At 67.4% G+C, this 12,662-nt stretch carries 11 protein-coding genes; 9 read left to right on the top strand and 2 right to left on the bottom strand.

The window, feature by feature from the left end:
• Window positions 1-181 precede the first annotated feature (181 nt).
• Complete coding sequence (locus EAT49_RS06625) at window positions 182-766, top strand: glutathione S-transferase family protein (RefSeq protein WP_123641518.1); 585 nt, start codon at window positions 182-184, stop codon at window positions 764-766.
• Entirely contained in the window at window positions 766-1,662 is an 897-nt protein-coding gene (locus EAT49_RS06630; protein WP_123641519.1) for a glutathione S-transferase family protein, read from the top strand. Before EAT49_RS06625 ends, EAT49_RS06630 begins: the two co-directional genes overlap by 1 nt.
• Here EAT49_RS06630 and EAT49_RS06635 read toward each other — a convergent pair.
• Window positions 1,643-2,833 carry a TIGR03862 family flavoprotein gene (locus tag EAT49_RS06635; RefSeq protein WP_123641520.1) on the bottom strand — a complete coding sequence of 397 codons (1,191 nt, stop codon included), beginning with the start codon at window positions 2,831-2,833 and terminating at the stop codon, window positions 1,643-1,645. The genes EAT49_RS06630 and EAT49_RS06635 overlap by 20 nt on opposite strands.
• A 38-nt stretch (window positions 2,834-2,871) precedes the next feature.
• Here EAT49_RS06635 and EAT49_RS06640 point away from each other — a divergent pair, with 38 nt between their 5' ends.
• Entirely contained in the window at window positions 2,872-3,177 is a 306-nt protein-coding gene (locus EAT49_RS06640) for an HNH endonuclease family protein (RefSeq protein ID WP_123641521.1), read from the top strand.
• A gap of 70 nt (window positions 3,178-3,247) precedes the next feature.
• On the opposite strand, the gene EAT49_RS06645 is transcribed toward EAT49_RS06640, so the two are convergent.
• On the bottom strand, window positions 3,248-4,000 hold the full coding sequence (locus tag EAT49_RS06645; RefSeq protein WP_123641522.1) for an SDR family oxidoreductase: 753 nt from the start codon (window positions 3,998-4,000) through the stop codon (window positions 3,248-3,250).
• Between the two features lie 127 nt (window positions 4,001-4,127).
• Here EAT49_RS06645 and EAT49_RS06650 point away from each other — a divergent pair, with 127 nt between their 5' ends.
• The 6 genes from EAT49_RS06650 to EAT49_RS06675 all read left to right on the top strand — a co-directional run bounded on the left by EAT49_RS06650 (window position 4,128) and on the right by EAT49_RS06675 (window position 12,627).
• On the top strand, window positions 4,128-5,645 hold the full coding sequence (locus EAT49_RS06650; RefSeq protein WP_123641523.1) for a DUF2125 domain-containing protein: 1,518 nt from the start codon (window positions 4,128-4,130) through the stop codon (window positions 5,643-5,645).
• Window positions 5,646-5,721: 76 nt separating this feature from the next.
• Entirely contained in the window at window positions 5,722-7,284 is a 1,563-nt protein-coding gene (locus EAT49_RS06655; RefSeq protein ID WP_123641524.1) for a hypothetical protein, read from the top strand.
• A 70-nt stretch (window positions 7,285-7,354) separates the two neighbouring features.
• Window positions 7,355-8,698 (top strand): TldD/PmbA family protein, encoded by a 1,344-nt coding sequence (locus EAT49_RS06660; protein ID WP_123641525.1) that lies wholly within the window; start codon window positions 7,355-7,357, stop codon window positions 8,696-8,698.
• Window positions 8,685-9,467, top strand: coding sequence for a 3'(2'),5'-bisphosphate nucleotidase CysQ (locus tag EAT49_RS06665; RefSeq protein WP_123641526.1), 783 nt, complete (start codon window positions 8,685-8,687; stop codon window positions 9,465-9,467). The genes EAT49_RS06660 and EAT49_RS06665 overlap by 14 nt, the downstream gene beginning before the upstream one ends.
• A 124-nt stretch (window positions 9,468-9,591) precedes the next feature.
• Window positions 9,592-10,278, top strand: coding sequence for a response regulator transcription factor (locus EAT49_RS06670; RefSeq protein ID WP_123641527.1), 687 nt, complete (start codon window positions 9,592-9,594; stop codon window positions 10,276-10,278).
• 285 nt (window positions 10,279-10,563) lie between these two features.
• Entirely contained in the window at window positions 10,564-12,627 is a 2,064-nt protein-coding gene (locus EAT49_RS06675; RefSeq protein WP_123641528.1) for a calcium-binding protein, read from the top strand.
• Window positions 12,628-12,662: the final 35 nt, after the last annotated feature.

Raw genomic sequence — 12,662 nt, forward strand, 5'->3', positions numbered from 1 at the left:
ACTACTGTACGGGCCTTCAGGAGAGAAGGCACGCCCCCATTGACCTCGCGCTATGTCGCCGATGTTGCGTTTGGGCAACCTCCGGGGGCAAGCTGTGCCCCCGGAGGTCGGGTTCGCGGGTCTTCCCTGCTTGAATCGGGGGCTCCTCGCGCGCCAGTGTCGAGCCAGGGGAGGATCGTCGATGCGTGACCTCTACGGCTCCGTCCGCAGCCGCGCGTTCCGCGTGCGCTGGATGCTGGAGGAACTGGGGCTGGACTATGCCTACCACCCCGAACCGCCCCGATCGCGGACGGTGGTGGCGCTCAATCGGTCGGGCCGGGTCCCGGTGCTGGTGGAGGACGGCGCGGTGATGACCGATTCGGTGGCGATCATGACCTTCCTCGCGGATCGGGCCGGACGGTTCACCCATCCGGCGGGCACCGTGGACAGAGCCCGGCAGGACGCGCTGACCTTTCGCGTGATCGACGACATGGACGCCATTCTCTGGACCGCCGCGAAGCACAGCTTCGTCCTGCCCGAGGACTGGCGTCAGCCGGAGATCAAGGAGACGCTGAAACTGGAATTCGATCGGAACGCCAGGGCCCTGGCGGAGGAGCTGACGGGCGACTACCTGACCGGTGACAGCCCCGTGATCCCGGACTTCCTGCTCGCTCATTGCTGGGAATGGGCCGGGCTTGCCCACATGCCGCGCCATGCGCCCGCCTTCGACGCGCTTTCCGCGCGGATGCGTGCCCGTCCCGCCTTTGCGCGGGCGGAGGCGGAGTGATGGGGGAGATGATCGAGGGACGCTATCACGTCGAAGGCCGGCCCGCCGACACCACGGTGGACGGCGCGTTCCGGCGGGAGCCCTCGGTGCTGCGGGACTGGATCGGGACCGAGGCGCATCCGGCGGACCCGGGACGCTATCACCTCTTCGTCGCGTGGAACTGCCCCTGGGCGCATCGTGCTCTGCTGGCGCGGGAGGAACTCGGGCTGAAGGACATCACCGTGTCGTATGCCCTGCCGCGGCGGACGGAGGAGGGATGGGTCTTCGGCGAGGAGTCCGAACTGGGTGTCTCGGCGCTGCACGAGGTCTATGCCCGCCAGCCCGAGCCCTATACGGGCCGGGTCACGGTACCGGTTCTATGGGACCGGGTGGCGGGGCGGATCGTGTCGAACGAATCCGCCGACATCGTCCGCATGTTCGGCCGGTTTCCGGGCGTGCCGGACCTCTGCCCCGGGCCGCTCCGGGAGGAGATCGAGCGCTGGAACGGGGTAATCTACGAGACCGTCAACAACGGGGTCTACCGGGCGGGCTTCGCGCGGACGCAGGCGGCCTATGACGCTGCGGTGACGGAGGTCTTCGCCACGCTGGACCGGATCGAGGCGCATCTCGAGGGGCGGGACTGGCTGGCGGGGGACGTGTTCACCGAGGCCGATCTGCGGCTTTTCCCGACGCTGGCGCGGTTCGACGTGGCCTATCACTATGCCTTCAAGTGCAACATCCGGCGGCTGACCGACTATCCGCGGCTCTGGGACTATGCGCGCCGGATCTACCACCGCCCCGGGGTGGCGGGGACGGTGCGATTCGACTTTTACAAGCGGGGCTATTTCTCGCCCTCGGAGCTGCGCAATCCTCTGGGGATCGTGCCCGCCGGGCCGGTCATCGACTGGTCGCTCTGAGCATGGCGGCACGGGCGGCATGGCGCCCGGTGGCGAGGCAGGCGGTGATCAGGTAGCCGCCGGTTGGCGCCTCCCAGTCGAGCATCTCGCCCGCAACCCATGTGCCCGGGTGCGCGCGCAGCATGAGCGTGTCGTCCACCGCGTCCAGCCGCACGCCTCCGGCGGTGGAGATCGCCTCGTCCATGGGCCGCAATCCCGCGTGGCGAATGGGGAGCGCCTTGACGAGGGGCGCGAGATCGGCAGGCAGCGGGCGGGCGAATTCGTTCAGGAGAGCCTGTTTCGCCGGATCGAGGCCCAACGTGCGGCGCAGGTGGTTGGCGAGGCTGGCCTTGCCCCGGGGCCGCGAGAGGCGGTCGGTCACGGCTTCGGGCGACAGGTCGGGGCAGAGGTCGAGAATGAGGGAAGCACCCGTGCGGAGGGCGGGGGTCAGCGGGTAGAGCCCGCCGCCCTCGAGCCCGCGGGCGGAGATGGTGCATTCGCCGCGGCTGACGAGATTGCCCGCGTGGAGGGCGCAGGACTTGAGCGGGCTGCCGAAATGGCGCGCCATATGCGCGGACCACCGGACGGAGAGGCCGGCGTTCGCGGGGGCGAAGGGGGTCAGCTCCGCGGTGTCGAAGGCGGAGACCCAGGCGCCGTCCGACCCGAGGCGGCGCCAGCTTGCGCCGCCCATGGCGAGGATAGCGACGCGGGGCGAGAGACGGACCGGACCTTCGGGCGTGCCGAAGAGATGGGCGCCTTCCTGCCAGCCCTGCCAGCGCCAGCGGCGGCGGAGGTCGACGCCGCGGTTTTCGAGACGGACGAGCCAGGCGCGCAACATGGGGGAGGCCTTCATCGCCACCGGGAAGACCCGGCCGGTGGAGCCGGTGAAGAGCTCCTGACCGAGGCCCCTGGCGAAGGTCATGGCCTCGGTCGGGCCAAAGGCGGTGAGGATGTCCGCGAACCACCCGGGGAGGGAGCCGAACGCGGCGCGCCAGGCCTCGGGCGGTTCGGCCTTGGTGAGATTGAGGCCGCTCTTGCCGGCCATCAGGAACTTGCGCCCCGGGGAGGGCATGGCCTCGGCCATCAGCACAGAGAGGCCCGCGGCGGAGAGGGTGTCGGCGGCCATCAGGCCGGCGGGGCCTGCGCCGACCACGAGGGCGTCCGGGGCGGGCTTGCCGTCTGGCTGGGTCATGCCAGTCTCCTGACCTGTCGGGACAAGGAGGGCAAGCGATGGAGAAGGGCGACGGCTGGCCTGTCTGCGGCCTCTGCGGGCGGCCGATCCCGCCGGATGTGCCGCAATCGCTCCACCATCTCGTGCCGAAGCTGAAGGGCGGCAAGGGCGGGCCGACGGTGCTCTTGCATCACATCTGCCACAAGGAGATCCACGCGACGCTGACGGAAGCCGAGCTGGCAAGGAATTACGCGACGGTGGAGGCGCTGAGGGCGCATCCGCGGCTGGAGCGCTTCGCCGCCTGGGTTAGGCGGCGGCCGCCGGGGTTCGGCTCGAAGGTCCCGGGGCGCAGGGGACGGCGGTGACAGACGGGGGGGGGGGCCGGACGGTGCAGGATGGGTTGGCAAGCCACCCTGCAGGCGAGCGGCCGCCGGGCTAGGTGACGAGACCGATGGCGCGGCGGATGTCCTCGTCGCGCAGGCTGATGTCCTCGCCGAGCCAGCGGTCGGCCTCCGGTCTGCACATCCAGACGAGGGCGCGGGCGGGCCAGTCGGGAGGAATGTGATCGGACCAGTCGAGCTGGCTCACGGGATTGATCCCCGAGGCCTTGATCTCGCGCTGCATCTCGGTCGCCACGGTGCCCGGCGAGAGGCCCAGCGCGCGGATGCCCGAGGCACCGTATTCCTTGTGGCACATCCGGGTGAGCATGTACGCCCCGGCCTTTGACGCGCAGTAGGAGGACCAGCCCTCGACGGGGCCATGGGCCGCCCCCGAGGAGATCGTGATGATCGTGCCGCCGCCCTGTTCGAGCATGACCGGGAGCGCCGCGCGCATGCCATGCAGGACGCCCTTGAGGTTCACGTCGACGGCGGAGGACCATGCGACGGGATCGACATCGGCAAGACGGGCGATCGGCTCGATCACGCCGGCATTGCCCACGACCACGTCGAGACGGCCGAATGTGCTCAGGGCGGCGCCGACGGCTGCCTCTACCTCCCAGTAGCGGGACACGTCGCAGGGCACCGCGAGGGCGTCATGTCCGATCTCTCCGGCGACCTCCGCCACGCGCTCGCCGTTCCGGGCCAGCAGCACAACCCGCGCTCCGGCCTCGGCGAAGCGATACGCGGCGGCGGCGCCGATCCCGCGGCTCGCCCCGGTGATCAGAACGACCTTTTCCGACAAATCCATGAGCCCATCCATGATCAACAATTACCGCGACCCTGCCATTTGGGTCTGTCCCAAGTGTTCGCCACCTTGACCTGACGCGTACAGAAGGGAAACTGCGCCTGCAATTTGCAACAAGGAAGGGTCTGATATGACCATATTTGCCCGGACCGGCCAAACCGCTCTCGCCGCCACACTGATGGTCGGTACAGCGGCGCATGCCGACGTCAGCGCCCAGCAGGTCTGGGATTCATTCAAGGAGAACATGGCCCTCTATGGTGAGAGCAGCCTCAGCGTCGGGTCCGAGGAGATGTCGGGCGACACCCTGACCGTCTCGGACGTCGTTCTGACCATCAGCGATGCCGAGACGACCGTCACCTCGGACCTGGGGACGTTGACGTTCACCGAGACGGGGGATGGCACGGTTTCGGTCGGCATGCCGACGACCACACCGCTGACGATCCGGATCGAACCGACGTTCGGGACCCCTGCCACGCTCAACGCCTCCGTTACCCAGGAAGCGATGGACCTGATTGTCGGCGGCACCCCCGAGGAGATGACCTATGACATCTCGGCGGCGCGCTACGTCGTTTCGCTCGACAGTGTCGAGGGAGAGGAGGCCGACGTCACCCTGAACGCCGCGCAGTTGGCGATCTCGGATATCGCGGGCACCTATCAGATCACGACTGACGAGGCGCTGCAGACCATCGAGTCGGCACTTGCCGCAGGGTCGGTGACGATCGCCGTGGACATTGCCGAGACCGGCGGCCCCGGGCTGTTCCAGTTCATGGGCACGATCGACGGCCTCGAGACCACCGGGACCGTTTCGCTGCCCGTGGATATGGACATGGAAGCGCCCGAGATGGCCTTCGTCGACGGGCTTCTGGTCGACGCGGGTTACGAGTTCGGCGCCTCCAATTACGCCTTCAGCTTTGCCGAAGAGGGCAATACGGCCGAGGGGACCGCGAGCGCCGAGAGCGGCAGCATGGCGGTCTTCATGGACGCCAGCGGGTTTAGCTATGCAGGCGGCGCGACGGCGCCCAGCGTTTCGATCTCGGGAAGCGACCTGCCGTTCCCGGTGGAAGTGTCCATGGCGGAATACTCCTACGGCATCTCCCTGCCCCTCGCGGCAACCGATTCGCCCGAGGAATTCGGTGCGGATCTGCTGATCTCCGAGCTGTCCGTCAATGACGCGGTCTGGAGCATAATCGATCCGCGCGGCGTGCTTGACCATGGCCCCGCCACGATCAGCCTCGACATCTCCGGCCTCGTCGCGCTGGCCTATGACGTGCTCGATCCCATGCAGATGCAGGCGATGATGATGGCCGACGTGCCGGGTGAGCTCTACGAGGTGATGATCAACGACCTCACCGTGCGGGCGGCGGGGGCCGAGATCCTGGGGTCCGGCGGGTTCACCTTCGACAACACGGACCTCGATACCTTCGGCGGCATGCCGCGCCCGGAAGGCTCCGCAGCCGTGGAAATCACCGGCGCCAACCAGCTGATCGACAAGCTGGTCCAGATGGGTCTGGTCCCCGAGGAGCAGGTCATGGGCGCGCGGATGATGATGGGCATGTTCGCCCAGGTCACCGGCGACGACCAGATGCGGTCCGAGCTGGAGATCAACGAGCAGGGCCATGTGATCGTGAACGGCCAGCGCATCCAGTAAGCGCGGCGGTACTTGCCATCGGGCCGCGCGATCGAGGTCGCGCGGCCCTTTCCGGGGTCCCTTCGAGGATACAGCCATGCGTCGAGTTCCCACGACTTTCGCCGCCATGATGTCCAGTGCAGCCCTGTCGCTGCCAGTGTCGGCGCAGGTCACTCCAGAAGATGTCTGGGCGATACAGAGGGATTTCTACGCCGCGACCGGGCTTCAGGTTTCCGCTCAGGAGAGCCGCTCCGGAGATACGCTGACCCTGTCCGACGTGACCGGAACGGTCGTGCTTCCGCAGGGGCTGGGCACGATCAGCGCGATCCTCGGTCCGGTCGACCTGACCGCGCAGGATGACGGGTCGGTCACGGTCGCCTACCGGCAACCGTCGCAGGTGCGGCTCGTCGTGGACGTGATGTCGGGGACCCCGGACGAGCTCTATCTCGACGTGGCCCTGACGGGGACACAGGAGACCGCCTCGACACTGGCCACCGGAAGCCCCGATGCCATCGTTTTCACCACCGAGGCGGGCCGCACCACGGTGAGCCTGACCGGGATCGAGGTACGGGGCGCGCCCGACATCGAGGGGATGGACCTGAGCGGCATCACCGCCGTCATCGACATTCAGGACACCGTGAACGTGGCCACGGTGACGCGGGACGAGGCGACCCTGACGATGGATGTGCAGTCCGTTTCGGGACCCACTGCCAGCCTCGTCCGGGTCGACATGCAGTCGGACATCGGGTTCCTGTTGGACAACTCGGGCAGTTCGGCCTCCGGCGTCTATTCGGGCCGTGCTGTGGTACCGGCTGCGGGGATCGACTACGTCGACCTCGCGTCATCGATCCGGGCCGGGCTTTCCCTGGATGTCACCACGCGGTCCGAGGGTCTGTCCTCGATCTCGATCACCTCGGACCCGATGAACGGCGAGTCGCGACAGGTCAGCGAGACGGCGACGAGCGAGGGGCGCGTGAGCCTCGGCGAGGCGGGCCTGTCCATCGAGGGCTCCACAGGCGAAGCGAGCCTGGAATACGAGGACACGCTCCTGATCCCCTTCACGATCCGGGCCGGCGTGCTCGGCTCGCAATTCCTGATGCAGATGCCGCTCCTTGCCTCCGATACACCGCAGGGCGCGCGGCTTGCGCTGGCCTTCGAGGGGCTTTCGCTGGACGAGCGCCTGGTGCGGCTGCTCGACCCCTCGGAGCTGCTGCCGCGCGATCCGATATCCTTCGAGTTCGACATCGAGGGAGAGATGATGGTGCTGGCCGATCTGGTGGATTTCCTCACCTTGGGCGAGATGATCAACGGGGGCGTCTCGCCGGTGGAACCGACCAGCGTGACGCTCAACTCCGGCGCGTTTTCAGGTGCAGGTGTCGGGCTGACCAGTTCGGGCAGCTTCACCATCGATCTGAACGACCCCACCTTCCTCGACGGGTTGCCCTTCCGTCCCACGGGCTCCGCGCAGGCGCGGGCGACGGGTGTCAACGGGCTGATCGACACGCTGGTGACAATGGGCCTTGTCGCCGAGGAGGATGCGGGAATTGCCCGGCTGGGGCTGGGGATGTTCTCGCGCAATCTGGGGGACGACGTTCTGGAGTCGTCGCTGGAGGTGACGCCGGAAGGGTCGATCACGGTGAACGGAAACCGCATCCGCTGAGTCGGAGAGTTGCGGCGGCGGGCGGGGCGGACTAGGTGCCGGGGACCGTCCGCTGTTCCGGAACATCTTCATGGCCCATGATCTCTCCGCCCTTGCCGACCAGATTCTGACAGCCGCGCGCGCCGCGGGGGCGGAGGCTGCGGATGTGGTCGCGATCGGGGGCACCTCACTCTCGATCGACGTCCGGGGGGGACGGCTGGAGGAGGCCCAGCGGTCCGAGGGGATCGACCTTGGACTGCGCGTGCTGATCGGGCGGCGGCAGGCCTGCGTGTCGGCCTCGGAAACCGCGCCGGACGTGCTCGTGCAGATGGCCGAGCGGGCCGTCGCCATGGCGCGGGAGGCGCCGGAGGACCCGTTCATCGGTCTCGCCGATGCGGGTCAGCTGTCGAAGGTGCGCGACGCCGAGGGGCTGGAGCTATTCGACCACGGCCCGGAACCGGAGCCCGCCGCGCTGGAAGAGGCCGCGCGGGAGGCGGAAGCCGCGGCGCTGGCGGTGGGCGGCGTCACGCAGGTGCAATCGTCCGCGGCCTACGGGCGCAGGCGCATCCACCTCGCGGCGAGCAACGGGTTTTCCGGGGGATACCAGCGGACGGATCGGAGCCTGTCGTGCATGGCCATCGCGGGCGAGGGCCTGAAGATGGAGCGGGATTACGACTATGACAGCCGCGTCTTCGCCGAGGACATGCGGAGCGCCGCGGAGATCGGCGGCCGCGCCGGGGCACGGGCGGTGGAGCGCATGGGCGCGCGCCGGCCGAAGACCGGCGCCTATCCGGTGCTCTTCGACGAGCGGATCTCGTCCTCGCTGATCGGGCATCTGGTGTCCGCTTCGAACGGGACGATGATCGCCCGCGGTTCGTCCTGGCTGCGCGACCGGCTGGGCGAACAGGTTCTCCCCGAGGGCCTGAGCCTTATCGAGGACCCGCATCGGCCGCGCGTTCCGGGTTCGCGGCCCTTCGATGCCGAGGGCCTGAGGACGGAGCGGCGGGCGCTGGTGGAAGCGGGCGTGCTGACGGGCTGGACGCTCGATCTGGCGACCGCGCGCAAGCTGGGGATGGAGAGCACGGCCAATGCCGCGCGGGGACCTTCGGGGCCGCCGTCGCCCTCGGTTTCCAACCTGGCCCTGACGCAGGGCGAGACGAGCCGTGAGGCGCTGATGCGGCAGATGGGCACCGGGCTTCTCGTGACCTCGATGATCGGCTCCACCATCAACCCGAACACCGGGGATTATTCCCGGGGCGCGAGCGGTTTCTGGGTGGAGAACGGCGAGATCGCCTATCCGGTGAACGAGATCACGGTGGCGGGCAACCTGCGGGAAGTCCTGCTGCGGATGACACCGGCCAACGACGCGCGGACCCATTTGGGCCGGGTCGTGCCCTCGCTGCTGGTCGAAGGCCTGACGCTTGCGGGAGACTGACGCCGAGGACCTGTCGCTGATCATTGCGGCTGCCGAGGCCGCGGGCGAGATCGCCTGCCGCCACCATGGCGCGGCGCCGAAGACCTGGGACAAGGGCGACGGGCAAGGGCCCGTGACCGAGGCGGATCTCGAGGTCGACGCGCTTCTGAAGGAGCGGTTGACGGCGGCGCGGCCCGGCTATGGCTGGCTGTCGGAGGAATCGGCGGGCGGGCCGGACCGGCTTACATCCCCGCGGCAGTTCATCGTGGACCCGATCGACGGCACCCGCGCCTTCATCGAGGGCGGGCGGGACTGGTCCCATTCCATCGCAGTCGCCGAGGGCGGGCGGATCGTAGCCGCCGCCGTGTTCGTGCCGATGCGGGATGCGCTGTATTCGGCAGGTCTGAACGGAGGCGCCGCGGTCGGCGGCACGCCGCTGCAGGTCAGCGACGAGTCGCGGCTTGGTCGGGCCAACGTCCTGGCGAACCGCCCATCGATGGCGGCGGAGCACTGGGCGGGGGGCGAGGTGCCCCCCGTGAAGCGGCATTTCCGGTCCTCGCTGGCCTACCGGCTGTGCCTTGTCGCCCAAGGCCGGTTCGACGCCATGCTGACGCTGCGGCCGACGTGGGAATGGGACGTGGCGGCCGGCAGCCTGATCGTGGAGGAGGCGGGCGGCACGGTCAGCGACCGCACCGGCGGGCGTCCCGAGTTCAACCGCGCGGTGCCGCAGATCGACGGGATCGTGGCGGCGGGCGCGGTTCACGGGGGCCTGATGGCCGCACTGGCCTGAAGACGCGTCACATTCTGAAACATCGCCGCAGGGCAACACACGACCGCGTGAGGGGATTGCTACATTTCTTGCCCGTGGCGATTGAGCCTCACATCTCCCTCAGACGTGAAGTGGAGGACGCCCGATGGGACAACTGAAGAAGATCCTGCTGGTCGATGACGACGACGACCTCCGTGAGGCGTTGAGCGAGCAGCTTGTGATGACCGAGGATTTCGATGTGTTTGAAGCCGGCAACGGCGCGGAAGCGATGACGCAGGCCAAGGCCCAGCATCATGACCTCGTCATCCTTGACGTGGGCCTGCCGGATACCGACGGGCGGGAGCTCTGCCGGCTGATGCGCAAACAGGGCGTGAAATCGCCGATCATCATGCTCACGGGTCATGATACCGACAGCGACCAGATTCTCGGGCTGGATGCGGGCGCGAACGACTATGTCACGAAGCCGTTCAAGTTCCCGGTTCTGCTGGCCCGGCTCCGGGCGCAGCTGCGCACTCATGAGCAGAGCGAGGACGCAGTGTTCCAGCTCGGCCCCTACAGCTTCCGTCCTGCGCAGAAGCTGCTTCTGACCGAGGATGAGAAGAAGATCCGCCTGACCGAGAAGGAGACGAACATTCTGAAGTTCCTCTACCGCTCGGCCTCCGGCGTGGTCGCCCGGGACGTCCTGTTGCACGAGGTCTGGGGCTACAACGCCGGCGTGACGACGCATACGCTGGAGACGCACATCTACCGGCTGCGCCAGAAGATCGAGCCCGATCCGTCGAACGCGCGTCTTCTGGTCACCGAGAGCGGCGGGTACCGGCTCGTTTCCTGAGGCGCCGATCCGCTTGCCGAAAACCGCGGAGGCCCGGGCATGAATGCCCGGGTCTTTTCTTGACGCGATGGAAGCATCTGCACCGTCCGGGACGGCGCACGCCTGGACACTGCAGAACATTGATTATGCCGAACATTGCGCCCGATCATGTCGAGTGCCGACAGCGGGCGAACATGATTTGACCTTGGCGGTTTGTCGGTCCAGCCTGAAAGCAGGTCCTCGGCCCGATGATCGTTACGGGGATGGCGGAGACCCCCGGGCCGGTTTCAAGAACTGGAGATTCTCATGCCCGCGACACCGGTACCCTGGATCGAGCCGATCCGCCTGAATCCGAACCTCGGGGGAGATCAGGAGAATCCCGAGCTGACCCAGCTGACCAACGGAATGGTCGTCGCCCTCTGGGAAGACACCGCAAGGGGGGGACCCGCCAAACCGCCGGGTCGGGACATCGTGGGGCAGCTCTACGATGTAGCGGGAAACAAGGTCGGCCGCCCGTTCATTGCCAACGGCACGACCGCGAACAACGAACGGGGGTTCGACGTCGCGGCGCTTCCGAACGGGGGATTCGTGGTGGTCTATCTCGACGAGCCGGGCCAGCCGACGGAGAGGCTGATCCGGGCCACGGAATGGCAGACGGACGCTTCGGGCGTGACGAGTTCCACCAACCGGATGATCGCGTCGACCCCGCGGCCCGGAGATGTCGTCAACCATGTGTCGGTCGATGGGTTCGGTGACGGAAGTTACCTCGTGGCCTATTCCCACCGGGACACCAGGGACGCGAACCCGTTCGAGATCAGGACCAAGGTCGTTTCGGCCGACGGGAAGGTCAGCTTTGCCAATTTTGCCGACACCGGGTCGAGACAGGCGACCACCGCTACGGATACGGCGCTCCTGTCCAACGGCAACATGGTCGTCGCCTACGATTACACGGGCAGCAACGGCGACCGGGAGATCGCCTTCCGGATCGTCACGCCGGGCAACGACAACGTCGGCCCCTCCCGGACGATCGTCGCGGCCAACACCAGCAACATCGGCGACGTGGACCGGGATGCGACGGTCGTCGCGCTGGCCGGGGGCGGATTCGTCGTGGCCTGGACGGAAGTGGATACCGACAGCGACATCCTCTTCGTCCGTTACAACAATGCCGGCACTCCGCTGGGCCGTGTGCAGTTCGTCAACGCGGCCGGGGTCGACAACCATGACGAGCCACATCTCATCGCGCTGGCCGATGGCGGCTTCGTCATCGTCTACAACGATCAGGCCGACAGAACCGTCGTGTTCCAGCGTTACGATGCCTCGGGCAACAAGATCGGCAGAGAGGTCACCATCGCCGAGAACGTTCGAGAGGACAGCACCGATCCCGGCGGCATCGGCCTTGCGGACGGGCGTTTCATCGCGGCCTACGAGACGAGCGCCACCGGCAACGAGGATTCCTGGGCCCACTTTCTCGATCCGCGCGACAGACCCAACGACCCGGGCGTCTATGCGCCCACGCCGGTGATCGTCGGCACCATCGGTGACGACAGGATCAAGGGGACGGGTCTGAGCGAGAAGATCTACGGCCATTTCGGCAATGACACGATCGACGGCGGGCGCGGCTTCGATTTCATCGACGGCGGACCCGGCTTCGACTTCATTCTCGGGAGGGGCGGAAACGATACGATCCTCGGCGGCGCAGGCTTCGACGCGATCAGCGGCAATGCGGGCAACGACAGCATTCAAGGCAATGCCGGTAACGACACGATCGACGGCGGCATCGGCAACGACACGATCGACGGCGGCATCGGCGCCGACGTCATCATGGGCAAGGGCGGCAACGACACGATCTTCGGGTCCGACGGATTCGACGTCTTGTCGGGCAACAACGGCAATGACCTCATCAAGGGCAACGCGGGGAACGACTTGATCTTCGGCGGGCTGGGGAACGACCGGCTCGACGGGGGGATCGGCGCCGACACGCTGTTCGGAGGATCGGGGTCCGACAGGCTGTTCGGCAAGGCCGGATTCGATGCGCTGAACGGCGGCAACGGGAACGACACGCTCTACGGCAATGCCGGCAACGACACGCTGAACGGCGGCGCCGGAAACGACCTGCTCTACGGCGGCCTCGGCGCGGATACCTTCGCCTTCTTCAAGGGCAACGGGCGGGATACGATCATGGACATGCAGGAGGTCGACACGATCCTCCTCGAGGCCACGGCCTTCGGGATCACCTCCGCACAGCAGCTGAACAATCGCACGACGGAAACCGCATCGGCCTATGTCCTCGATTTCGGCGGCGGGGACGTTCTGAAGATTCTGAAGACACCGGGTTTCAATCTCGACATCGGGGATTTCAATTTCATCTGACCTTCGGGACAGGGCGGTCGTCTCCGCAGTGCTGC

Source organism: Histidinibacterium lentulum, assembly GCF_003789055.1.
GTDB classification, from domain to species: domain Bacteria; phylum Pseudomonadota; class Alphaproteobacteria; order Rhodobacterales; family Rhodobacteraceae; genus Oceanicola; species Oceanicola lentulus.

Excerpts from the sequence above, each read along its gene's own strand:
- EAT49_RS06640 (WP_123641521.1), top strand. The coding sequence starts at position 2,872 with ATGGAGAAGGGCGACGGCTGGCCTGTCTGCGGCCTCTGCGGGCGGCCG.
- EAT49_RS06660 (WP_123641525.1), top strand. The coding sequence starts at position 7,355 with ATGGCCCATGATCTCTCCGCCCTTGCCGACCAGATTCTGACAGCCGCG.
- EAT49_RS06630 (WP_123641519.1), top strand. The coding sequence starts at position 766 with ATGGGGGAGATGATCGAGGGACGCTATCACGTCGAAGGCCGGCCCGCC.
- EAT49_RS06670 (WP_123641527.1), top strand. The coding sequence starts at position 9,592 with ATGGGACAACTGAAGAAGATCCTGCTGGTCGATGACGACGACGACCTC.
- EAT49_RS06625 (WP_123641518.1), top strand. The coding sequence starts at position 182 with ATGCGTGACCTCTACGGCTCCGTCCGCAGCCGCGCGTTCCGCGTGCGC.
- EAT49_RS06645 (WP_123641522.1), bottom strand. The coding sequence starts at position 4,000 with ATGGATTTGTCGGAAAAGGTCGTTCTGATCACCGGGGCGAGCCGCGGG.
- EAT49_RS06650 (WP_123641523.1), top strand. The coding sequence starts at position 4,128 with ATGACCATATTTGCCCGGACCGGCCAAACCGCTCTCGCCGCCACACTG.
- EAT49_RS06655 (WP_123641524.1), top strand. The coding sequence starts at position 5,722 with ATGCGTCGAGTTCCCACGACTTTCGCCGCCATGATGTCCAGTGCAGCC.
- EAT49_RS06635 (WP_123641520.1), bottom strand. The coding sequence starts at position 2,833 with ATGACCCAGCCAGACGGCAAGCCCGCCCCGGACGCCCTCGTGGTCGGC.
- EAT49_RS06675 (WP_123641528.1), top strand. The coding sequence starts at position 10,564 with ATGCCCGCGACACCGGTACCCTGGATCGAGCCGATCCGCCTGAATCCG.